This window comes from Nostoc sp. UHCC 0870 (assembly GCF_022063185.1).
GTDB lineage: Bacteria > Cyanobacteriota > Cyanobacteriia > Cyanobacteriales > Nostocaceae > Trichormus.
Genome location: NZ_CP091913.1, coordinates 48693 through 70811 on the forward strand (window position 1 = coordinate 48693; position 22119 = coordinate 70811).

Genomic DNA, 22119 nt, shown 5'->3' on the forward strand with positions numbered 1-22119 from the left:
TCTTTCAATTGTTTTGAAAGTAGAAAGACGTAAATCCTGTTCTATATTTTAGGAGTGAGCAATGAAAAAGCAAGACGATAAAAAATCTGCACATAAATTAAAGTCTCTGTTTATCTATGGCATTAGTTCTAGTCTCATCATATCGAGTTATATCCTACCAATCAGTGCGGAGAATATTCAGAATAAAAGGCGAGAATTTATCATTGCTTCACTACCAATAGATGACCCAACGTTAAAGCAAGGAATCAATGAGATTAAAGTTCCTGAAGCTCCTAAATCTCAAAAAGATGAAGCACCTATTAAAGCTCCTATAAATCCTAATCCGAAAAATCAGCCTAATACAAGCGTATCTAATAATATTAATCCCAATAGAGGTAATAGCTCCACTAGTAACACCTCCAATAACAGCAGTAGTTCTAATAATCGCCCGACAAATAGTAGCAGTAGTTCTAACAATCGCCCGGCAAATAATAGCAGTAGTTCTAACAATCGCCCGGCAAATAATAGCAGTAGTTCTAACAATCGCCCTGTAAATAACAGCAGTAGTTCCAGGAGTCCTAATAGAAATAACAGAGGCAGTTCAAGGACTCCTAACCCGGTAACATCAACTAATAGCTCATCTAAAGAGCCTACATATAGAAACATTGATTTTGTAGATATTCCCTTTGGAATATTATCCCCCGGTGATTTTAAATCGGAAGGCAGGTATTTTCATTTCTACCGATTTGAGGGGCAAGAAAATCAAGTAATTCAACTCAGACTCACAGGAAGTGTAGATAAACGTCGCACCAACAACTTGAGTTTACAACCCTATATGTTTTTGTTAGATCCTGATAATAATGTGATCTTGCGAAGGGGAAGTTCAGACAAGAGTAAAAATATTAGAGATGCTTCCATATTTGCCAAACTGCCAGCAAAAGGTAGTTACACCATTGCTGTTACTAGCCAAAACCCTGGAGATATAGGCCGTTATACATTAGCATTGAGGAATGATAGAGCTAGCTACATCGAAGATGATTTTAGTGAACTAACTGATACTAGCCCAACTCTACAAAATGGCAACTCATATAATGTCACTAAGTTAGAAGGTAAAAAAGGCCAGCTTGTCAGTATTCGTGCAGATAGTGTCTTTGAAGATTTTTCTCCCTTTATAGTTTTGTTGGATGCTAAGGGGAAGGTAGTATCTTCAGATAGTGAAAGAGAAGGTCAATACAGCGCGTTAATTGATCGAGCTAAATTACCTGATGATGGAACTTACTATGTGGTGGTATTTTCCAAAACTGCCACTAGACGTGGGAGATATAGATTAACTATTTTCTAATTTTTTTTGGGGATTTATCTGGGCGTAATTTATAAAAACCCCACCCCCAACCCCCTCCCCGCAAGCGAGGAGGGCTATGATATACCTCATGTGATTAGGAAACACTATCTCCCCGCAAGCGAGGAGGGGGCTATGATATACCTCATGTTAGGAAACGCTATAAGTTTAGAGAGATTCTAACTTAAATCATAATTATTAAATAATTAAAAAATGGGTTGGAGAATTGAAGCCAAGGTGGAAATATGATCTGGGAACATACCCTGAAGTTTACTATCCAAAACGTATTGATTGCTGCCGATCGCAGTTACACAACTAGAGATGTGCAGATTATAGACGGTAAAATTGCGGCGATCGCACCCAATTTAGATGTAATCGGTACGGCGATTGACGGTGAGCATAAATTATTACTACCTGGCTTTATCAATGCTCATACCCATTCTTCCGAAAAGTGGCAACGGGGCGTGATTCCGCCTTTACCTCTAGAATTATGGTTAGCACACCTATATGATTCTGCACCAGTTGACATAGAACAAGTTTATCTAAGTGCTTTGGGTACAGCTGTAGAAACTCTCATGTCTGGTGGTACAAGTGTAGTAGATCATCTGGTATTAATTCCTGGACAAGAGATAGAAACTATCACTAGTGCGGTTCGTGCTTATCAAGAAGTGGGGATACGGGCTTTTATCGCCCCTCTCATTCAAGACGAATCTCTCATGGCTGGAATACCGGCGGGGGAATCAACCCAAACCCATGAACCGTTTTTTCGTTCCACAGCCGCAACTCTCGAAATCATCGAAGCAGCAATCCAACAGTTTCACCGTCCCGATGAGGGTGTGAGTGTTTTAGTTGCCCCAACGGGGATACAATTGTGTACAGATGCTTTATTTGAGGGTTGTATTGAATTAAGCGATCGCTATAATATTTGTCGTCACTCTCATTTACTCGAAACCAAAGCCCAAGAGAAACTCGCCCAAGAAAAATACGGTTGTACTGCTGTTGAACATCTTAAACGAATTGGTTACTTGAGCGATCGCACTTCCTTAGCTCATTGTGTCTGGTTGAATGATGCTGATATCGCCATCCTGGCAGAAACTCAATCTACCGTTGTACACAATCCCCTCAGTAATCTACGTTTAGGTAGCGGCATCGCCCCAATTTTAAAATATCAGCAAGCTGGGGTAAATGTAACCTTTGGTTGTGATGGTGCTTCTAGCAATGACTCCCAAGACTTATTAGAAGCCATCAAAATCGGTTCTATTCTGCACAACATTACAGACTTAGATTATCGCTACTGGATTACACCCCGAAAAGCCGTAGAAATGGCATCATTAGGCGGTGCAAAGGGGTTAAATATGGCAGATCAACTGGGGTCACTCACCGTTGGGAAACAAGCCGATTTAATGCTTTATGACCTCACTAATTTATCATTGCTACCCCGTACAGACCCCATTGGGTTATTAGTTTTAGGTCGCCCTACCAATGTAGTAGATAGCGCATGGGTGAATGGTAAGCAAATTATTGCCAATGGTAAAGTAACGACGATTAACGTTGATGAACTGCGACAAGAATTATTTAACCGCAGCCAGTGGAATACCAAACCCCAGTCGCCAACGGTAGCAGCAATTGAGGCTCATTATCGTACAGTTATGGGTTTGTGAAACCCTCGATAGTACGCCTTGTCTACCTTCTGCGTTGACAAAGGTGTACACACATCTGGGTGCTGAGTGCAGAATGTCGTTTTAATACGGTGCAGATTTGAATGTGACAGAGTTCGACCATGACAAGTTGTGGAGTGGATAACACCGACGTTGCCACCGTGAAGCAAGAAGTATTTGTTAGCAAATGCTAGTAAATATGGAACGGAAAGTGCTTTTTGATGAGAACATCAATATGTTAACAGTGACAAATAATTAGTCAATGTACATCTGAAAAGCGGGCGATGGGACTCGAACCCACGACGTTCACCATGGGAAGGTGACATTCTACCACTGAATTACACCCGCGAATAGCCTTGATATTGATTCAGGTAATCATTATATCATTATCTCCTGAATAAATCAGGACTTACGCACAAAGGTTATTTGTTAAGAATGGGTGTAAGGGTGTGAGGGTATAGGGGTGTAAGGGTTTTGAACACCTACACCCCTATACCCCTATACCCCTATACCCCTATACCCCTATACCCCTATACCCTTTATTTTTCGTATCACTGCGTAAGTCCTATAAATAAATTCAATTGTTTAATCTTGAGTTGAAAACCTGAAATTATACAGATATCATAGCAAATTATAAAAAATATTAAGTTTAATCACAATATATTAAACATAGCCCAATTTTTGATTATCTAACTGTAATAATTGCCGCTATAGTAAAGAGAAATAAGTATTATTTTTAATTTATCAAACAACAAGATTGCGTGTTTATACTGAAACGTAGAAAAGGGACATTACTTTATATTTTTGTCAATCGATCATACTTATTTGAATCACACAAGCTGAGTTATTAGATCACAGACACCTAATAATTAAGAGTGGAATATAGATAATCAAAAGAAATCTGCATTTTCAAAATGCCATTTAGGGTTTCCCTGAAGGTATTGTTTGTAAAAAACTTTAAATAATTTCCCAACTTAAGTAAATTATATGTTCAACGCTACTGAAATTTTAATTGATGCTTTTGTCAAACAAATTAGAGAAGGATACAGCCGCACATATGGTGGTTTCAAAAATGATTATCAAGATATTATCGCTTGGGCTGGTAATATGGCGTTGGAAAACATAGCCAACAGCGATGCGCTCTATCACAATGTTGAACATTCTATATTAGTTACCCTAGTAGGACAAGAAATTCTACGCGGCAAACATATCCGCGAAGGTGGTGTTTCTAGTGAAGATTGGTTGCATTTTATTATTTCCTTGTTGTGTCATGATATTGGCTATGTCAAAGGAGTTTGCCGACAAGACCAAGAAAATAAAGGCTTATACTCCACGGGCAAAAATGGCAGAATGATCTCTCTTCCTCCTGGGGCTTCTGATGCTAGTCTGACACCGTATCATGTAGATAGAGCTAAACTTTTTATTGATGAGCGTTTTGGCGGACATAAACTTATAGATGCTGACGTAATTAAAAGTAATATTGAATTAACTAGATTTCCTGTACCGACAGCAGAAGATCATCAAGAGACAACTAGTTTTGCTGGATTGGTGCGTGCTGCTGATTTGATTGGGCAATTAAGCGACCCACGTTACTTAAAGAAAATCACCTCTTTATTTTACGAGTTTGAAGAAACTGGAGTCACTAAAGTTTTAGGGTACGAAAATCCTGCCGATTTACGCAAGAATTACGCTAAGTTCTATTGGAATGGGGTTCATCCCTACATCACCGACGGGCTAAGATATTTATCTTTGACGCAGCAAGGGAAGCAAATTATGGCTAATCTCTACTCAAATGTATTTGTTGTAGAGCATGAAAAAAACCAAGAAGAACAAAAATACTTGGTTGAGCAATTACAAGGTTAGTTATTGGGGACAAATCAATTCAAAATTCAAAATTCAAAATTCAAAATTCAAAATTAGAGGCTGTTTGAAAAGTTTTGTCAGGTATCATTTGTCATTCTGAGTGGAGCTTTGCGGAAGGAAGAATCCGCGTTTTCACCGTTATGCTGGGATGCTTCCTTCGTCAGCATGACATAAAAGAGGACTTTTCAAACACCCTCTTAAATAACTGGGGATTGGGGATGAGTTTAAATCTAAAACTCACCTGTCCCCTGTCCCCTGTCCCCTGTCACCTGTCACCTATCCCCTATCCCCTGTCATCTACCCAAAGATTTATCTATATACCCTTGACTATATTGACCATTCACCCTTAACTAATGACTAATAACTAATGACTAATAACTAAAAACTATGAATTGGTGGCAAAGACTTCAGAAAAATCCTTTGGCACGATTTGGGGCAATCTTGTTGCTGGTTTTCTATATGGCGGTAATTGCTGCTGATTTCATCGCCCCATACAACCCTTACGTGTCACAAGCTAATGGTTCACTATTACCACCTACTCGGATTTATTGGGTTGCCAAAACATCGGGTAAGTTTATCGGACCCCACATTTATCCAACAACTCAGGGAGATACGGACTTAGAAACAGGCGATCGCCAATTGATTGTAGACTATACAAAGCCTTCGCCTGTAAGATTGTTTGTTGCTGGGCCAGAATACCGATTATTTCAGTTGAGTCTACCACTACCCCCGAAATCGGAAGAAGTTACTATCATCCCTGGTATACCCTTAAATTGGCATTTGTTTGGTGCAGATGGGGATGCAAAATTAAATCTTCTAGGGACTGATGAACAAGGACGTGACCAACTTAGCCGCCTGTTGTATGGTGGGCGCATTAGTTTATTTATTGGGATTATTGGTGTACTTTTCACCTTTCCTCTCGGTTTATTGATAGGTGGGATTTCTGGCTATTTTGGTGGTTGGATTGATAGCGTCATTATGCGAATAGCAGAAGTGCTAATGACTTTCCCTAGTATCTATCTGTTGGTTACTTTGGGTGCAGTCTTACCGGCTGGTTTAAGCAGCAGTCAGCGATTTTTATTAATTGTGTTGATTACTTCTGTGATTAGCTGGGCTGGTTTAGCTAGGGTAATCCGTGGACAAGTCCTGTCAATTAAAGAGCGAGAGTTTGTCCAAGCAGCGAGAGCAATGGGTGGGAAGCCAATATATATTATTATCCGCCATGTTTTACCGCAAACGGCTACTTATGTGATTATCTCTGCTACCTTGGCAGTTCCCAGTTTTATTGGCTCGGAAGCAATACTAAGTTTGATTGGTTTGGGTATTCAACAACCCGACCCATCTTGGGGAAATATGCTGTCTTTAGCCAGTAATGCGTCTATTTTGGTACTACAACCCTGGTTAATTTGGCCTCCGGCTTTGTTAATTATTATGACAGTTTTGGCTTTCAATTTACTGGGGGATGGGTTGAGAGATGCGCTTGACCCCCGGAGTTTGCGTAGGTAGGAGAGAGGGGACAGGGGACAGGGGACAGGGGACAGGGGACAGGGGACAGGGGACAGGGGACAGGTGGATTTAAACCCAATCCAAAATCTAAAATCTAAAATCCAAAATTAATTGAATTGCCCATTTAATTTTGCCAATTTAACGTTTGAGATAGGAATAATAACAGACATTCCCAAACTAGACGGGGTTGGGCGTAAGCTAGTAGATATTTACGGGTTTGTTCTAATTGGTTAATGATGGGTGGTTGATGCCACTGTTGCCAGTAAGACTGTTGTAGATAATCTACTAACCATAGTTGGGTTTCTGTGTCTAATTCTTTGTCAATTTGTTTGGCTAGTTCTAAGGCTTTGCGTTGAGATGTCGGTGCTTTCATCAAATCTTGGAGTAACTGGGGGGGAATTGCTTGTAATTGCTCGTAAGAGGCGATCGCATTTCCCGGACTACCGGCTGCTATGCTCAAGATTGCTGGATGCTGCAAAATTTCTTGATTACCTGTTTGTGTGAGGATTTGAGTTAAAGACGCTGTATCTAACCGAGAAAAAGCAATGCGTTGACAGCGTGACACTAAAGTCGGTAACACTGACTCAGGGGAAGGGGTGATTAAAATAATTGTCGCTTTTCCTGGTTCTTCTAAAGTCTTGAGTAGCGCATTAGCTGCTGGTTCTGCCATTGTTTGGGCTTCTTCCAGCACTACTATATTCTTCGGTGCTTCCAAGGGGGGACGGCCGAGAAATTCGGTAATTTCTCGAATTTGTTCTAGGCGAATTAAAGGCGGTGCTTTGCGCTTGAGTTTCTTTTCGGCGGCTTCGGCGGCTGTGAGGCGTTGTCCTTGATATTGGTAAGTTGGTTGCACCCATAAGACATCGGGGTGATTACCTTGACGCAATCTTTGTTGTAACGATGACAGCGATTGCTCTTTTACAGCACTAGCAAATAACAACTCAATAAAACACCGCGCCGCTAAACTTCGTCCTATACCATCTGCACCGACAAACATATAGGCTGGTGCTACGCGGTTTTGCATGACAGCCTGAGTCAATAATTCGATGGCTTGTTGTTGTCCTAACAATGGTGCAAACGATTCTCTAATCATTTAGATCAAGCTTTGCTTCCTTACCTAATTCAATTTATATATTGATTCATAACTTAATGAAGAGAAATATTATTTTGTCTATCACAAGTAAAGATACTCAGCATTGGTAATTTATGATTTATTTTCCTAAGTATCATTACTTTAAGAAAAATCAACTATAACTTACGTATTTTACACAAATTATTGAATAATTTACATCAAAAATCAAAATTTTCATAAAAAAGCAGAATTTTTCTGGACAAATGACAATTCAAGTATTACCGTAATAAGCACATAGCAAAATAAAATCTGCTAAACCAATCACAGAATTTTTACTTTTTAATAACCATTAACCATCGAGAAACAATGTTAAAATCACAACTATCTCTCTACAAAAGCAAGTTTCTAACGGCTTTAGGATTAACTACCATCAGTTTATTTCTAGCAGCTAACCCAGCCCAGGCTTTTACTCTCGTTGATAGATCAGGTTTTACTGATGGAGATTTTAATAATCTATTGAGTGACGGCGAATTTACAGAATTATTCGTTGCTGAAGGTCGAATTGGTAACAATAGCTTAAATAATGCTGAACGAGAATTAGGTATTAATACATCTACCGGTCTGCCTGTTGCGTCAGGTCAGCGTATATGGGGAAATGGTACACCAGTAGATTTCACTTTGGAATACACTGGCACTCAAGTGAATTATACCGTTAATGGAGAACTACTTAGTAGTAATGCTTTTGCTAGTGTTGCTGATAATATCTTTCTCCGTACCCGTGCTGCTGACGATAGTTCCATCACACTGAGTAATTTAGCATTCAATGGCACGGCAATTGGTCAAGATTTGTTCTCTTCAGTCTCAGAAGCAGGAACTGATATAGACTATTTAGAAATTAGTGATATATCTTCTCCCTTTACTCTCACCGGTGAAATATTAATGAGTTGGACTGGTACAATTCCCACCAATTCAAGACTTGCTTATCAAATTAAAGTTGGTTCTACAAAGTCTATACCTGAACCTGGTGCTGTTGGTGCTATGTTCTTAGTTGGCGTTGCTGCTGTTGGTTATAGCAAAAGAAAACAATCTGTTAAAGCATCAGTTTAAGAAGTCACTGTGTGATGACAGTACAAGTGTTGGTGCTGACTGTTGAAAATAAAATTAGTAGTTTAAGTATTTAGTGGGGTGTGTGGCGCGATCGCGTAACTCACCCTATTAATGTTACTCATGGAGATGATTGCATTTCTCATGTAACAAACAACAATAATGGAACAACAAAACGAACAAATCAATGCTCTCATTGAATTACATCGTGGACTAGCGCGACAAGGGCCAGGTGATGCTGCATTTTCTAGACACATATTGTCTATACTGCCAGAGTTACCGAAAAGTCTGCGGATTGCTGATTTAGGAAGTGGTGCGGGGGCTGGGACAATCATTCTGGCAGAATGGTTTAATACAACTATAACGGCAGTAGATTTTTCGCGTGCATTCCTCGACGAGTTAGAATCCAATGCAAAGGTGCAGGGGCTTGATCATTTGGTCAAAACTGTGGAAGCTGACATGGGGAATCTTAATTGGCCTGTGGCTGCAATTGACTTGCTGTGGTCAGAAGGAGCAGCATACAATTTGACGTTTGAGGGTGCTTTAAAAGCCTGGCGACCACTGCTGACACTAGGGGGTGTAGCTGTCATTTCAGAGATGAGTTGGTTCACAGACGAGATACCAGAACCCGCCCGTAAATACTGGCGGGATGCCTATCCTACAATTGGAAGTGAAGCTGAAAATTCAGCACGAGCAAAGACGGCTGGTTTTGAAGTGCTGGGCGTTCATCGTTTACCTTCTCAGGCGTGGTGGACTAATTACTACGAACCACTCCAAGAACGGATGAATACAGTTCGACCACTGGCTAATAGCATGATGCAGTCCGTTATCCATGAAACCGAAGTGGAAATAGAAATCTTCCGAAACTACGGTGATACATACGGTTACTCATTTTACATATTGCAAGCAGTTTAGCTCGGCAATACCTTAGCTGTTGCACCATTAGCCAGTATTTCCTTTAAGTGTAGGCATAAGATTTCCTGTATTATTTTATGTACAGTTTCTTTACTCAAAGTACCATCAACTCGGAAAATTTGTGAGGGTGAGGACGTGGCTAAATCTGCATAACCTTGCTGTACACGACGATGAAAAGCAATGGTTTCTTGTTCGATGCGGTCTAATCCTAGTGCATCCCCACGCTTTCGGGCTAGTCCTATCTCCACATCTACATCTAGCCAGATAGTTAAGTCGCTCTTTAAACCACCAGTAGCAATCTGATTTAACTGGTGAATTAAATTCATATCCAAACCACGACCATAACCTTGATAGGCAATGGTAGAGTCAATATAGCGATCGCACAAAATATATTTTCCGGCTGCTAAGTTGGGTTGTAACTCTTGAGCAACGTGTTGAGCGCGATCGGCAGCATACAATAATAATTCTGTCACCTCAGCCACAGGCTGATCATCTTTTTTTTCTAGTAATAACCGCCGCAGATGCACACCTAACTCCGTTCCCCCTGGTTCACGGGTGATAATTACAGAAATACCCAAACTTTGTAACCACTCTGCACAAAGCTGCATTTGGCTAGTTTTGCCGCAACCTTCTACCCCTTCAAATACAATTAATCTACCACCCATGCTTTTATCAGTTATCAGTTATCAGTTACAAGTTACCAGTTATTGTTCAGGGATTTAAGCCACCACTCCATGAGAACCGCACGACATTGTAGACAGATAAGATGCTGAAGTAAATCATGCACACCTGTGGAAGTGGCTGGGTAAGTTGCTCCCACATACTCAGATGCAACGATGGGATGGGGTTGGAGATAAGCCACAAAACCGTAAAGTTTCTGATTAGAAAAAGAACTGTTTACCGCCCAACCTTCGGTATTTAGGGGTATGATTTGACCAATTGTTGCCAATTCCACACCTAATTCTCTTTGCAAAATAGCTGGTACTGCTGTATCAGGGTTTTGTCCAGGGATGGCGCGACCACCGGGAAAGTCTAAAGTGAGTTCTCCTAGTCCGGGTCTATAGCTTAGAGGGGGTAAAATTAGGTAATTGGACTGAATCGGTATGATTACCACAGAATCGGCTTTTTCAATGCGCCAGTATTCTAATATTTGACCTTGATGGTCTTGCAGGTGTTCACCAATCAAAGTCAGCCAATTTGAGCGCAGTTCTAAAAAACGGTCGTGAATCTTCCAGGCTGGTTGGGATAATTTTTTCATAGAGGTTTGCGTTAACCTAGTCTGAAAGGCTAGAAAATTCTGATGAAAAAAAGGATTTGGCTCGCTCTGTTGGTACTAGTAGCAATTGTAATTGTAGGTGGTAAAGGGAGTACATTGTTTCAACAGCATTCCTCTGTAGAAATTGTTGAGACTACACCATTAATTACACCTCAACCACAACCAGAGTCTCAGGAAGTTAACAACGCCCCGGAAGTATCTGCTGATCAATTATTAACTCATATCCAAAAGCTAAATTTTCAACGCTATACACCAAAAGAGCGATCGCTTACTCGTACTTATATCATCAATGAACTACAGAAATTAGGCTGGAAACCCAAATTAGAAAAGTTTCCTGGTGGTGTGAATGTATTTGCTGAACGCCCAGGAACTAACACCAAAACCGGAGCAATTTTAGTTGCAGCCCATTATGATACAGTTGCTGCGTCTCCTGGATCTGATGATAATGCTAGTGGTGTAGCGGTATTACTGGAATTAGCCAGAGTTTTTCATTCACTACCCACACCCCGAAATTTGCAGTTAGCATTTTTTGACCTAGAGGAAGCCGGACTATTGGGGAGTAAAGCATTTGTGACTCAAGAAAAACGTTTGCAAAACCTCCAGGGTGTAATTGTCATGGATATGGTGGGTTATGCTTGCTATACCAGTGGGTGTCAGCAATATCCGACAGGTTTACCTGTGACTCCACCCAGCGATAAAGGTGATTTTTTAGTCGCCATAGGTGACACGGAACATTTACCCTTATTGAAAGCTTTTGACAACTCCGATAGTAGCAATTTACCAGATATTCTCAAGCTACCGATTCCCCTGAAAGGTTTGCTCACACCTGATACTCTGCGTAGTGATCATGCGCCCTTTTGGTATCAAGGTATAGGTGCAGTGTTAGTTACAGATACGGCTAATCTCCGTACACCCCACTACCATCAACCTAGTGATACCCCTGAAAATATCGAGCGATCGTTTTTTATCGGCTCTGCACAGATTGTAGTTAATGCCACTAATAACTTATTAAATTAACTTTAACTCCTCACTCGCTTTTAAGACATTGGTAAGCCAATTTTCTGGGCTGCTTCCTTTGCCATATCCCAGATATCTTGGGTCATCCCATCTTCAACTAACCAATTACCACTGATGCCTGTATAATCTTCCATAGCCTCGAAGACGTTACCATCGGTGTGAGGGGCTGGTTTGTAATCTTGAAAGTGGTTTTTATCTACTTGTGTTGCCATCATGTGCTCAAAGACATCGGGGGCTAAGGTTTTCTGTAAAAGTGCTAAGTAGACGGCTTGACCAACAACGATTTCTCTTTGTGGTCTTTCTACTAATCCAGCGATCGCTTCAGCAACTTCTCTGGCAGAATATACAGGTGTCATGGCTTTGGTTTGGCGACCTGTGTAATTGGCTGCGTGTTGAAATATGGGTGTATCAATAGAACCAGGTAAAACTGTGCAGACATGAATGTCAGGTGCGTGATCTAAATACAATTCCATCCGTAGGGAGTCGGAGAGTCCGCGAATTGCATACTTGCTGATGGTGTAGGGTATTGTGTATGGTTGTCCCGTTACACCGACAACTGAAGAAACATTAATCAAGTTACCGTTACCTTGTTCTCTAAAGTAGGGTAGGGCAGCACGCGCACCGTGGATGTAACCAAATAAATTAGTCTCAATTACTCGCCGAAAGGCTTCCATCCGTACATTTTCAAACCGTGCAAATAAGCTGACGGCAGCATTGTTCACCCACACATCTAACCGTCCGAAAGATTCGATAGCGCGGCGTGCTAGGGCTTGCACATCTGATTCAAATGTAACATCGGTTCGCACTGCCACAGCCGTTGCGCCTAGTTGTTCGCACTCTTGGGCAACTTCCCGTAAAGCATTTTCACGCCGAGCAGCTAGGAGTAATGTTGCCCGTTGTTTAGCAAACTCCAACGCTGTAGCCCGCCCGATGCCGCTTGATGCACCTGTAATGACTATGACTGAACTGTGTATAGGTCGTGGCATATTCTTTTCTCCTTCAGCAAATTTTGTATTTCTTAAGCTGGATTTTTCACGTAGTAGGACGAGCATTTGAAAGTTGGCATGGTACTAGTACCGCTACGCGGAAGTCAAAAGTTTTATATATTAAGGCTTTGAACGATTGAGAATGGTCTGTTTATTTACGCCGTGCTTTACTAGTGCAGCCGTGTAGGAAAACCTTTGTAATTGTTGCGGTGTCAGGTTCAGTTGATAAAGAAAAACCAGAATATTTAGAAATTGTATCCAACACCTAATAAAATTCCGACATCAGTTCTATCAATAAAACTCACATTCACACCACCTGTTGCTGTTATTTGTGGAGTTACAGGCACATCTACACCACCAGAAATTAATGCTCCCAAGGTACTATCTCTACCTGTAGAAATTGCCACGCCACCGCCAATATAAGGTGCTACACTCAGTTGAGTAAATTCCAAATTTTCTGTAGGAAAATCTACAGTGATTGGCACGAGAAAAACTGTATTATCCCCAACTAAAGCCGCAGGACGCGCCGATAAATTTCTTGTCAGTCCGATTTTGCTAATCACAGCAAATGAACTTTCACCTACCCGTGTATCACCACTCAAGCCAATGTTACCAGCCACACCAATATAGCTAGAACCCGAACGCGTGGATCTCCCAGGCTCAAAAGTTTGAGCTACCTGCTCAGTCTCAGGTTGACCGATTGAGGAAGGTTGTGTTGAATCTATCATCAAATCAGATGCAGAAGCAGTAGCAGGCGTTTCACTTACTGCTGCTGGCTGATTTGTCACAGCATTAGCAGAAGTGGAGTTTGCATTTTCAGCACTAGCCGGCAAAGTGTTACCAATAATAGTCACAGTAGCTAGAGTTAACAGAGTAAAAGTACCCTGGAAAAAAGTTGTATTCATAAATATTTCTTCCTTTTCATCTTGTTATCTTTACTTTTGATGACAAATGTGATTAGAAGGTGACAGAGATTAAATTTTTGCTATTAATTTTGTTAAAAAAAAACTATTTAAAATTTATAAATCTTGTTTTTAAATAAGTCTATTTATGTACACTGTGAATGTGTCATTCTTTAGGTATAAATTACTTAACAATTAAGTTCAAACTTTGGATAGTTGATTGATACTTTGGCGTTGCTGATTTTAGGGATTATTTGTCATTCTGAGCGCAACTTAGTGGAGTAAAGAATCTCGATAGATGCTATCCTGCGGGAATCACCTGTCACCTGTCACCTGTCACCTGTCACCTATCCCCTATCACCTTTGACTACTTAAGGGGCAAAAAAATTTGAAAAGTTGACCCCTCATCAACTACACTTTTGACACTAATATGACCAGTATGTGCAGCAACAATTTGTTGGACAATCGATAACCCTAAACCATATCCACCAGTTTTACGCGTCCGCTTTTTATCTACCCGATAAAACCGCTCGAAAATATGCGCTAAATCAGCTTTGGGAATACCAATACCATTGTCCATGACTTCAATCACAGCCCAATATGATTGGGTAAACAGCCGCAATTGAACTTGACCAGCAGCAGGAGTATATTTACAGGCATTATCGAGCAAATTCACTATTGCTTGACGCAGTAAGTCAGCATCACCGAGTACAGTCACACTGGTAGTTGGTAAAGTGTAAGTTAGATTGAGATGTTGTGTAGCCTCATGTTTTGCATATTCATCTGCTATTTCTAAAAGCTCACTCTTTAAGTCAACATCTTGTAAATATTCAGGAGATAATCGACCAGCATGACGCGCCAGAAAGAGTAGATTGTTCACCAGAGTATTCATTGACTTAGTGACATCGTAAATCTTCCCGAATATCTGACGTTGCGCCTCAATATTGTTAGATTTAGACAGTAAACCATACTGAGCATTGCTAGTAATTGCCGAAAGAGGCGATCGCAATTCATGGGAAGCATCAGACGTGAAGCGTTGTAACTGCTCGTAACTTTCATGAATTGGCCGCATAGCTATACCACCCAAACACCACCCAGCTAGACCAATTACCCCTAAAGTTGCTGGTACTATCAACAGCAAAACTAGCCGTAACTGAGCCAGATCATTCTGCACCGATGCTAGCGGTGTTGCAACTTGAAGATAACCGATGAACAAATTATCTTGGTATACAGGCAGAGTTAATTGACGAAGCCAGATCACAGGCGATGTTTCTTTTGACGAATCAAACCTCGTCTTGAGAGTCTTAAATCCCGGAGTTACTGTAACCTGTGCCTGTGGGATAGTACCAAAAAATTGCACCAGTTGCCCTCTAGTATTATACCAACGGGCATATACGAGTTCAGTACCCAATGGAGGTACTTTATTTCCTAAAAGCGGCACATTTTCCAGGTCTAGCTGTTGATTCCCCAGATCGTACTTCACATTTACAGCCATTACTCTGGATTTTTTGTAGAGTAAACTATCGAGATTCTCCAGCTTGTTTAATACTGTTTGGTAGTAAATTAACCCTGCAAAAACCACCAAAATACTACCCATCGTTAGGGTAAACCACAGAGCTAAATTACTACGACTACGGTAAAACATGAGACTAGTTAGATACAATTCAATTCATTGCTGGAGATAGGAAACTACCTTCTTTCTTGCCCGAAGAGCAGATACAGTCAGATTACTATCTATAGCAATCCTAAATGATATGTGAAAAATTTGGCATTAATCAGTATAAGGATAAAAGTGAAAAAATCAAATTGGATTCCTATATGTCTTTATCCTACGTATTAGAAAAACTACATTTTTTAAAGATAGAATATTTGTTACCTCTACCACTACTCTTAATAGCTTTTGGACTTGGTGGTGAATCATTAACCAACATCTTGTTAAGTCGTTCCCACCCTACAGTAGATAAGCTACAAGCTGATACACAAACATTCATGATAAGACTAGCAAGTAATGTGGTAATAACCGAAACTAAAATTGAAAAACAGCAAGATTTTACCCAATTTGAATTTAGATTAACCAACTCTTACCTGAAAAAATTAACCTTGAGAATTTCAGCTACAGAATTAAACAAAGTAAAAGCCATAGTTGAAGAGTTAGGACTATCTAGTGAAATAGCAACTCTACAACCTCATACACAAATGCAACTTAGTTCTACATTTCAAGTAGTAGGAATCCTATCTGAAATTGAAAAAGAAAAAGGTTTTACAAAAGTTGAGGTTAATACGACTAATTCCATCCTGAAAAAGTTAGAATTTGAGTTTCCAGTTACAGAATTAAGCAAAGTAAAAACAGCGATAGTTCAAGAACTGGGGCTTTCTCGTGAAAATGCCAGAATATTAGTCAGTTATCGGGTAAAAAATTAGCCCGTTATAATTAATTACGAATTACAAATTACGAATTAATTCTCTGGTGCTTTGAGACTGTAACCCATACCATAGACTGTTTTAATCCAATCAGCCGCACCAACTAACTGCAAACGATGACGTAACTTGCGTACTAGTACAGTTAATGCGTTACTTTCTGGTTCTGCCCCCCATTGCCACAATGCTTCTTCAATTTGTTCACGGGTGAGTATTTGATTATGGTGACGCATTAAGTATTCTAGCAATTGAGCTTCACGCGGGGATAATTCCACACTTTCCTGATTGCGTTCAATTGTCAAGTAACTTAGGTGCAGTTGTAAATCTGCAACAGTAAGAACATCTCCTACCCAGTGGGGAGAACGCCTCCCTAAAGCGCGTACCCGCGCCAAGAGTTCAACTAAATCAGCCGGTTTGACAAGATAATCATCTGCTCCCGCATCTAAGGCTGTAACTTTGTCCCGCGTGGTATCCTTGGCAGTGAGCATCAGCACAGGTGTAGTTTTGCCCAAAAGTCGATACTGATGACAAAGACTCAATCCGCTAATTGTGGGCAACATCCAGTCCAAAATCAACAAATCATACTCTTTTTTCGACAATAGCCATTGTGCAGTTTCTCCATCTTCAACGCCATCTACAATGTATCCAGCTTCTGAAAGTACACCCTGCAATGGCTCTAATTGTTCTGAGTCGTCTTCTACCAGTAAGATTCGCATACAAATTTTGAGCAATCAACGTCAATAAAATTACCAGCCTCATTACTTATGGTATGAAAACTTAACCTATTTCCTCTCTTCCATCAGTCATATTCTGATGCAGATGGCAGATGATCTAGGTTTTTTTGACAATTGCATTTAAAGAGCAGGAAAAGTGCTGAGTTGCAACTGCTGCTATTGACGTTCTCAAAACTCAGCACTCATAACTCACTACTCAGCACTCATAACTCACCAGGGAATCAGTCTTCCATTACCTTGTTCTGGAATCACCGCATAAGCATCAATCTCAAACAACATACCGTCAAGTGCAAGCCTAGGAACGGGAATGAGAGTGTTTGCTGGTAGATTATTACCCCATAACTTCCCAATTTCCCGTCCTAACGGTATCAATTTATCTTGAGTATGATCTACTATGAGGACAGTAGTTTTTACTACATCTTTTGGTCTTGCTCCAACGGATGTCAAGGCCAAGCTAAGGTTCTCAAAAGCCTTGACTAACTGCTCTTCAAAGTCATCGGAGACAAGATTTCCTTGTAAATCTGAACCAAATTGACCGGAAATATAGACGGTTCTCGTCCTTGGTGGTGTAATAGCTATATGACTATAGCCATTTTGGGGGGCATTATATAAAGTTGGTGGATTCACCAATAGCACATCTTTCTTATCTATAGCAATCACTTCCTTTTGCGTTCCCACCACAAAAGCCGTACCTAACCCGCTACCCCCAAGCCACAAAAGCGCATTCCGTCGCGACAGTTTTGTCACTAATGAATTTACAGCACTGGTAATACGTTGACTCATTAAAGATCCTTTAAGATGAGTTATCTATTTTTGCTCATACTTAGTTCTATTATGTGTCCAATGGGGGTACAAAAGCACTAGAAAAGAGGGAAAAATCAGTGTGTTCACGCAATATTAACTAATTCAAAATAATAAATTTACAATTTAATCAATGCCTACTGATTCCCTCTCAAGCTGACCAAGCTTCTCGGAAGTCTGCATATAGTGTCAATCCACCATCAATAAATAGTGTTTGTCCGGTGATGTATGCTGCTTCATCAGACGCTAAAAAAGCTACGGCTGCGGCCATTTCTTCTGAAGTTCCCGCCCGACCCATCGGGATGTGACTTTCTACAACTGCTTTCTTGTCTGGGTCGTTAACCCACTCTTCATTCATAGGAGTGACAGTTGCGCCAGGTGCGATCGCATTTACTCGAATACTTCGGTTTGCATACTCCAACGCCAGAGTTTTGGTCATGTTTTCCATCCCGCCTTTGCTAATGGAGTAGCTGACATACATCGGGCGGGGAATAATTTCGTGAACGCTGGAAATATTAATGATGTTTCCTGGCTGATTTCGGGAGAGGAAATGTTTGATAGTTTCACGGGTGCATAGGTAAGCACCTCGTAAATTGACCCCAATCACCCGGTCAAAGTCTGCGGTCGTGACTTCGTGGGATGGGCATTCAGTTTGAATTCCCGCATTGTTGACTAGAATATCAAGACTACCCAACTTATCAACGACAGTATTGACCATTTCCACGATGTCTGATTCTTGAGAGACATCACCCTGTATCAGTACAGACTTAACACCACAATTTTTGACATCTCCACAAGCCTTTTGCATTGCCATTTCTTCAGTATTTTCCGCACCTTCGGGACTTTTGCGGTAATTAATGGCAATATTACAGCCTTCTTGAGCCAGACGAATGGCAATCGCTTGTCCGATACCTGAACTTGCTCCTGTAATCAGAGCATTTTTACCTTTTAATCCTTTCATGGCATTTCCCTGTATGTGTCGGTTTTCTATTAGACATCTCCAGAAATAAAATATGCGTCATCCAGAAACTTTGTAGAGACGTAGCAATGCTACGTCTCTAAATTCTTTTTCGCCAGATGTCTATTAGACCTCTTGCAAAAATCTGAAAATAAGATGTTTCGCTTTGCTCAACATGACACCTTAAGCATTTATACAAGAGGTCTATTGAGTCATTGGTGGTAGAAGCACTCGGTCAATTATATGGATGACACCATTTCTAGCTTCAATATCAGGCTGTGTGACACGAGCATCATTCACTCTCACTTGGTCTTGAGCAACTTGAATATTTAGCGGGTTATTAGCAAGAGTTTTTACCTCTTGCGATCGAAGTTGATTAGCAGTAAGATTGCCTGGAACAACGTGATATGTTAAAACCTGTATGAGAAGTTGGCGGTTTTCTGGTTTTAATAGTCGCGCTCTTGTCTCCTCTGGAACTGCGGCAAAAGCCTCGTCAGAAGGCGCAAATAAGGTGTAAGGGCCAGCATCATTTAATTTATCTCTTAAACCTGCTTGATCAATCAGACTGGACAGTGTTTTCAATGAAGGATTAGCTTTGACAACATCTGGAATGTTTTCATTCACAGTTGCATCAGGGGTTGCAGGCTCAGGCGTTACATCTGCAACAGGCGGTGCAGTAGCAATAGGAGCAGGAGGTACTTCAGCCGTATCGTTGGGCGCACAAGCGGCAAAAACTGGCAGTAACAGAATACTTGCGGCAAAGTTCGCAAACTTTTTCATACTTGTAGCACAAGTTCGAGTCTTGATATGCTTCACCATGATTCTTTAGAGAGCCAACTGTTTGTTTAATTGCTCTTTCATGTTGGGCAGGAAATGTGAATAGAATGTGACTTCAATTATTGTCTACCTTATGGCTGAATAAATAAAAATTCTGCCCTGTATATTTGTTTCTTTTGGTGCTGGACGGTATTGTAACCAGGCAAATAAAGCAGCCGTACCCAGAAAAATCAAAGTTATTGTCGCTACCACTTGCAGCATAATACTGTAACGCATAACAAAAAATATAGATGTAAATTATGAATGTTTCACATGAAAATTCGCCCACATCACAAAACCATGAATTTGGCAGTCTAAACTTTTTAGCCAGTCAACGATTTCGTGATTACTATTGTGGAATAATGTATATTCCTGATCATCTTTGACTAAAGTTAAACCTGTTTGACGATTTTTGATGCTCGTCGCCATATTGCGGTTAAAACGTTCATCTAATAATGTCAGTAAGTGTATGACTTTGGGTTGTGCTACTTCTAAACTTAATAAGGTATAATTTTTTTGTTGAATTATTTGCTCAAGTTCGATGATATTGCTAAATTTTCGCCTACCGAGAGTGCCTTGAGTTGGTAGTAAAAGTGCCGCCGCCCCATTCCTCAAGTCCTGCTGATTGAGGGCAAAATAATTCCAATCACCGTAAGCATACTGGATTAATTCACCATTACCTGTGGGTAATACTAGTCGGGAATGCCAACCGTAATCTGTGACATAAATTGTTACTGCCCCAACAGGATAATTAGGGGGTATGATAATGGCGGGAGACAGCATCCAAACCAATAAAATACCAACAATTATTACAGAAGCAAACTTAGCAAGGCGACATAAACCCATAGATAAATTGAGTTAAACAAGGTTGTAGTGTTCCATGTGGATATTAGTTACAGGTACATCCAATTCATGTAACGCTCTCTCTACCTGATCCATCATTTTTGGTACAGCACAAATAAAGTAATTTCGAGTTGCTGGACGCTTAGGAATATAGCGTTCTAGCAGTTCTTTATCAACATAGCCACTTTCTCCTGACCAATCCTCTGGAGGTTCTTTAATCACATGAATTACTGTTAAGTCTAATTTATCCTTTAATTCTTCAATTTCCTCACGATAAGTTATATCTTCCCAAGTCTTATTTGCATATATGAGTAGTAATGGACGTTCATCTTTGCGTTCTGCTAAGGTAACAAGCATACTTATAATTGGTGTGATACCGATACCGCCAGCAATGAAAACAAATCCGGCTGTATTTTCATAGCGGTCTGTGGTAAAAACTCCATAAGGTCCATCCAGGAAAGCTTTAGTACCAGGGTTGACATCTTTGATGGTGTTGGTAAAATCTCCTACAGCCTTAATGCCAAATTCAATGCGTTGGCAATTTTCTGCACTAGATGCAAAAGAAAATGGGTGTTCCCGCATTCTAAACGGTGAAATTTCTAGAGTAATCCAAGCAAATTGACCTGGTTGGAAATGTATTCCTGGGTGTCCTCTGGGACGCAAAACCAAATTCCACACATCACCACGTTGAGGGATGACTGCTTCCACTAGGTAGGGTTTTTTCAGCATCAAATAGGGTTTAATCAGGCGGACATAAATCAGCAACCACACAGCAGTTAAGGCAATACCAGTCCAAATAACTGCTTTCCAAAAGAGTCCCAGGTAGTTACCCACACCCAAGGCGTGTCCTAAACCAAATCCCACGATGATCACTGCCAAGATACCATGAGCTATCCGCCAAGGTTCATAGGGGATATTCAGCTGCTTCCGCCAAATGGAAGTAACCATAATGGCAATCAAGGCTAAAGTAGCGATAACTGCTGCTCTAGCTCGCCACGGTGCTTGAATAAAATTCAATAATTGCAGTGTCTCTGGGTTATCAATAAACAGAATTATAGGGTGAACGAGAATGAAAAATAATGCAACTATCGAAGTGTAGCGGTGAAATTGCAAAATCAAGTCAACGCCGTATGAGGCTTCGATACGGTTAATCCGTGCGGTTAAGGCAAATTGCATTGCCATCATCGCTAAACCGATAAAACCCAAAGCAGCAGAAAATTCTAACCAAAAACTACGTTCATTACTTGGTGTAGGTGGATATAAAAGTAGTATCAATAGAGGTAATAGGATAATTACAATATATGCAGCTATCCAAGATGCCCCTATGACTACGGGATTTTTCATCAATAAGCTTCTCATACTAATTCTTCATGGGCTGCGCCCCGCTACGCTAACTTAATTCGTAATTAATAGATACAGGCTGTTTCTAGCACTTTATGAAGTATTAATTTTTGTCTCACATTGAAAAATTGATGCTTTGGTTTGATTAATCATGAGAAATAGCAGAATTGTTGCTTTTATTAGGTAAGCGGTGCTATAAGTCTCAAGAGAATAGAATTAATGATTGCCAAAGCAAGTGAGCCAAGCAAAGCACTCCAAAAGCCGTATCTTAATCGGAAACCAGGCACTATAGCAGCTGATAAGCCAAAGATAATTGAATTGAGAACAAAGAAAAATAAGCCTAAAGTAATAATAATAAACGGCAAGGTGAATAAGGTTAAAATAGGGAGCAAAAGCGCATTCAAAATACCAAAAACTGCGGCGGTAATTAATGCTTTACCAAAATTGTCTATTTCTACTCCTATCGGCAGTCGAGAAATAATTAAAAAGCTGATGGCTGTAACTAACCAAGTAATTATCAAACCAACCATAATAAATACTCCTTACAAATGACATTTTGATTTAAGCCAAGTAAGTCAAACCAATTCGCAA

At 40.4% G+C, this 22119-nt stretch carries 21 protein-coding genes and 1 tRNA gene; 8 read left to right on the forward strand and 14 right to left on the reverse strand.

The annotated features are described in order from the left end of the window. Window positions 1-61: 61 nt before the first annotated feature. Both L6494_RS00175 and L6494_RS00180 read left to right on the forward strand, forming a co-directional pair. Window positions 62-1321 (forward strand): peptidase, encoded by a 1260-nt coding sequence (locus L6494_RS00175; RefSeq protein ID WP_237990892.1) that lies wholly within the window; start codon window positions 62-64, stop codon window positions 1319-1321. A gap of 260 nt (window positions 1322-1581) precedes the next feature. After that, a complete protein-coding gene (locus L6494_RS00180) occupies window positions 1582-2979 on the forward strand; it encodes an amidohydrolase (protein ID WP_237996308.1) in 1398 nt (465 codons plus the stop codon). 273 nt (window positions 2980-3252) lie between these two features. On the opposite strand, the gene L6494_RS00185 is transcribed toward L6494_RS00180, so the two are convergent. After that, window positions 3253-3324 (reverse strand) — tRNA-Gly (locus L6494_RS00185). Between the two features lie 639 nt (window positions 3325-3963). Between L6494_RS00185 and L6494_RS00190 the strand changes: the two genes are divergently transcribed. After that, the gene (locus tag L6494_RS00190; protein WP_237990893.1) at window positions 3964-4839 is read left to right on the forward strand and encodes an Npun_R2479 family HD domain-containing metalloprotein; all 876 of its coding nucleotides are present in this window, start codon (window positions 3964-3966) and stop codon (window positions 4837-4839) included. 387 nt (window positions 4840-5226) lie between these two features. Next, window positions 5227-6345 carry an ABC transporter permease gene (locus L6494_RS00195; protein ID WP_237990894.1) on the forward strand — a complete coding sequence of 373 codons (1119 nt, stop codon included), beginning with the start codon at window positions 5227-5229 and terminating at the stop codon, window positions 6343-6345. 124 nt (window positions 6346-6469) lie between these two features. On the opposite strand, the gene L6494_RS00200 is transcribed toward L6494_RS00195, so the two are convergent. Next, on the reverse strand, window positions 6470-7438 hold the full coding sequence (locus L6494_RS00200) for a DNA polymerase III subunit delta' (protein WP_237990895.1): 969 nt from the start codon (window positions 7436-7438) through the stop codon (window positions 6470-6472). A 345-nt stretch (window positions 7439-7783) separates the two neighbouring features. Between L6494_RS00200 and L6494_RS00205 the strand changes: the two genes are divergently transcribed. Next, window positions 7784-8524 carry a choice-of-anchor W domain-containing protein gene (locus tag L6494_RS00205; RefSeq protein WP_237990896.1) on the forward strand — a complete coding sequence of 247 codons (741 nt, stop codon included), beginning with the start codon at window positions 7784-7786 and terminating at the stop codon, window positions 8522-8524. Window positions 8525-8683: 159 nt separating this feature from the next. Then, window positions 8684-9436 (forward strand): class I SAM-dependent methyltransferase, encoded by a 753-nt coding sequence (locus L6494_RS00210; protein WP_237990897.1) that lies wholly within the window; start codon window positions 8684-8686, stop codon window positions 9434-9436. On the opposite strand, the gene tmk is transcribed toward L6494_RS00210, so the two are convergent. Beyond that, window positions 9433-10101, reverse strand: a complete 669-nt coding sequence (gene tmk / locus L6494_RS00215) for a dTMP kinase (RefSeq protein ID WP_237990898.1) — start codon at window positions 10099-10101, stop codon at window positions 9433-9435. The two genes, L6494_RS00210 and tmk, sit on opposite strands and share 4 nt — an antisense overlap. Window positions 10102-10133: 32 nt before the next feature. Further along, window positions 10134-10694, reverse strand: a complete 561-nt coding sequence (locus L6494_RS00220; RefSeq protein ID WP_237990899.1) for an NUDIX hydrolase — start codon at window positions 10692-10694, stop codon at window positions 10134-10136. A gap of 42 nt (window positions 10695-10736) precedes the next feature. On the opposite strand from L6494_RS00220, the gene L6494_RS00225 reads away from it, so the two are divergent. Then, a complete protein-coding gene (locus tag L6494_RS00225; RefSeq protein WP_237990900.1) occupies window positions 10737-11729 on the forward strand; it encodes a M28 family peptidase in 993 nt (330 codons plus the stop codon). Between the two features lie 20 nt (window positions 11730-11749). Here L6494_RS00225 and L6494_RS00230 read toward each other — a convergent pair whose 3' ends face one another. From L6494_RS00230 to L6494_RS00240, 3 genes are all read right to left on the reverse strand, one after another. Then, a complete protein-coding gene (locus tag L6494_RS00230; RefSeq protein ID WP_237990901.1) occupies window positions 11750-12715 on the reverse strand; it encodes an SDR family oxidoreductase in 966 nt (321 codons plus the stop codon). A gap of 245 nt (window positions 12716-12960) precedes the next feature. Further along, on the reverse strand, window positions 12961-13620 hold the full coding sequence (locus L6494_RS00235) for a hypothetical protein (RefSeq protein ID WP_237990902.1): 660 nt from the start codon (window positions 13618-13620) through the stop codon (window positions 12961-12963). A gap of 364 nt (window positions 13621-13984) precedes the next feature. Next, window positions 13985-15262 carry a sensor histidine kinase gene (locus tag L6494_RS00240; RefSeq protein ID WP_237990903.1) on the reverse strand — a complete coding sequence of 426 codons (1278 nt, stop codon included), beginning with the start codon at window positions 15260-15262 and terminating at the stop codon, window positions 13985-13987. Window positions 15263-15366: 104 nt separating this feature from the next. Between L6494_RS00240 and L6494_RS00245 the strand changes: the two genes are divergently transcribed. Next, complete coding sequence (locus L6494_RS00245) at window positions 15367-16038, forward strand: hypothetical protein (protein WP_237990904.1); 672 nt, start codon at window positions 15367-15369, stop codon at window positions 16036-16038. Window positions 16039-16073: 35 nt separating this feature from the next. Here the strand turns inward: L6494_RS00245 and L6494_RS00250 are convergent, their stop codons facing one another. From L6494_RS00250 to L6494_RS00280, 7 genes are all read right to left on the reverse strand, one after another. Next, on the reverse strand, window positions 16074-16751 hold the full coding sequence (locus tag L6494_RS00250; RefSeq protein WP_237990905.1) for a response regulator transcription factor: 678 nt from the start codon (window positions 16749-16751) through the stop codon (window positions 16074-16076). A 228-nt stretch (window positions 16752-16979) separates the two neighbouring features. Next, a complete protein-coding gene (locus L6494_RS00255; RefSeq protein ID WP_237990906.1) occupies window positions 16980-17552 on the reverse strand; it encodes a RidA family protein in 573 nt (190 codons plus the stop codon). A 169-nt stretch (window positions 17553-17721) separates the two neighbouring features. Continuing rightward, window positions 17722-18531 (reverse strand): SDR family oxidoreductase, encoded by an 810-nt coding sequence (locus tag L6494_RS00260; RefSeq protein WP_237990907.1) that lies wholly within the window; start codon window positions 18529-18531, stop codon window positions 17722-17724. 201 nt (window positions 18532-18732) lie between these two features. Next, on the reverse strand, window positions 18733-19308 hold the full coding sequence (locus L6494_RS00265) for a fasciclin domain-containing protein (RefSeq protein ID WP_237990908.1): 576 nt from the start codon (window positions 19306-19308) through the stop codon (window positions 18733-18735). 294 nt (window positions 19309-19602) lie between these two features. Continuing rightward, entirely contained in the window at window positions 19603-20190 is a 588-nt protein-coding gene (locus tag L6494_RS00270) for a DUF2459 domain-containing protein (protein WP_237990909.1), read from the reverse strand. A 12-nt stretch (window positions 20191-20202) separates the two neighbouring features. Further along, window positions 20203-21546 (reverse strand): ferredoxin reductase family protein, encoded by a 1344-nt coding sequence (locus tag L6494_RS00275; protein ID WP_237990910.1) that lies wholly within the window; start codon window positions 21544-21546, stop codon window positions 20203-20205. 161 nt (window positions 21547-21707) lie between these two features. Then, on the reverse strand, window positions 21708-22058 hold the full coding sequence (locus tag L6494_RS00280) for a phage holin family protein (RefSeq protein ID WP_237990911.1): 351 nt from the start codon (window positions 22056-22058) through the stop codon (window positions 21708-21710). Between the last annotated feature and the right edge of the window lie 61 nt (window positions 22059-22119).

Coding starts and splice junctions, on each gene's coding strand:
- L6494_RS00240 (WP_237990903.1), bottom strand. CDS start 15,262: ATGTTTTACCGTAGTCGTAGTAATTTAGCTCTGTGGTTTACCCTAACG.
- L6494_RS00270 (WP_237990909.1), bottom strand. CDS start 20,190: ATGGGTTTATGTCGCCTTGCTAAGTTTGCTTCTGTAATAATTGTTGGT.
- L6494_RS00250 (WP_237990905.1), bottom strand. CDS start 16,751: ATGCGAATCTTACTGGTAGAAGACGACTCAGAACAATTAGAGCCATTG.
- L6494_RS00275 (WP_237990910.1), bottom strand. CDS start 21,546: ATGAGAAGCTTATTGATGAAAAATCCCGTAGTCATAGGGGCATCTTGG.
- L6494_RS00235 (WP_237990902.1), bottom strand. CDS start 13,620: ATGAATACAACTTTTTTCCAGGGTACTTTTACTCTGTTAACTCTAGCT.
- L6494_RS00205 (WP_237990896.1), top strand. CDS start 7,784: ATGTTAAAATCACAACTATCTCTCTACAAAAGCAAGTTTCTAACGGCT.
- L6494_RS00245 (WP_237990904.1), top strand. CDS start 15,367: ATGATATGTGAAAAATTTGGCATTAATCAGTATAAGGATAAAAGTGAA.
- L6494_RS00190 (WP_237990893.1), top strand. CDS start 3,964: ATGTTCAACGCTACTGAAATTTTAATTGATGCTTTTGTCAAACAAATT.
- L6494_RS00225 (WP_237990900.1), top strand. CDS start 10,737: ATGAAAAAAAGGATTTGGCTCGCTCTGTTGGTACTAGTAGCAATTGTA.
- L6494_RS00255 (WP_237990906.1), bottom strand. CDS start 17,552: ATGAGTCAACGTATTACCAGTGCTGTAAATTCATTAGTGACAAAACTG.
- tmk (WP_237990898.1), bottom strand. CDS start 10,101: ATGGGTGGTAGATTAATTGTATTTGAAGGGGTAGAAGGTTGCGGCAAA.
- L6494_RS00230 (WP_237990901.1), bottom strand. CDS start 12,715: ATGCCACGACCTATACACAGTTCAGTCATAGTCATTACAGGTGCATCA.
- L6494_RS00220 (WP_237990899.1), bottom strand. CDS start 10,694: ATGAAAAAATTATCCCAACCAGCCTGGAAGATTCACGACCGTTTTTTA.
- L6494_RS00175 (WP_237990892.1), top strand. CDS start 62: ATGAAAAAGCAAGACGATAAAAAATCTGCACATAAATTAAAGTCTCTG.
- L6494_RS00200 (WP_237990895.1), bottom strand. CDS start 7,438: ATGATTAGAGAATCGTTTGCACCATTGTTAGGACAACAACAAGCCATC.
- L6494_RS00210 (WP_237990897.1), top strand. CDS start 8,684: ATGGAACAACAAAACGAACAAATCAATGCTCTCATTGAATTACATCGT.
- L6494_RS00280 (WP_237990911.1), bottom strand. CDS start 22,058: ATGGTTGGTTTGATAATTACTTGGTTAGTTACAGCCATCAGCTTTTTA.
- L6494_RS00260 (WP_237990907.1), bottom strand. CDS start 18,531: ATGAAAGGATTAAAAGGTAAAAATGCTCTGATTACAGGAGCAAGTTCA.
- L6494_RS00265 (WP_237990908.1), bottom strand. CDS start 19,308: ATGAAAAAGTTTGCGAACTTTGCCGCAAGTATTCTGTTACTGCCAGTT.
- L6494_RS00195 (WP_237990894.1), top strand. CDS start 5,227: ATGAATTGGTGGCAAAGACTTCAGAAAAATCCTTTGGCACGATTTGGG.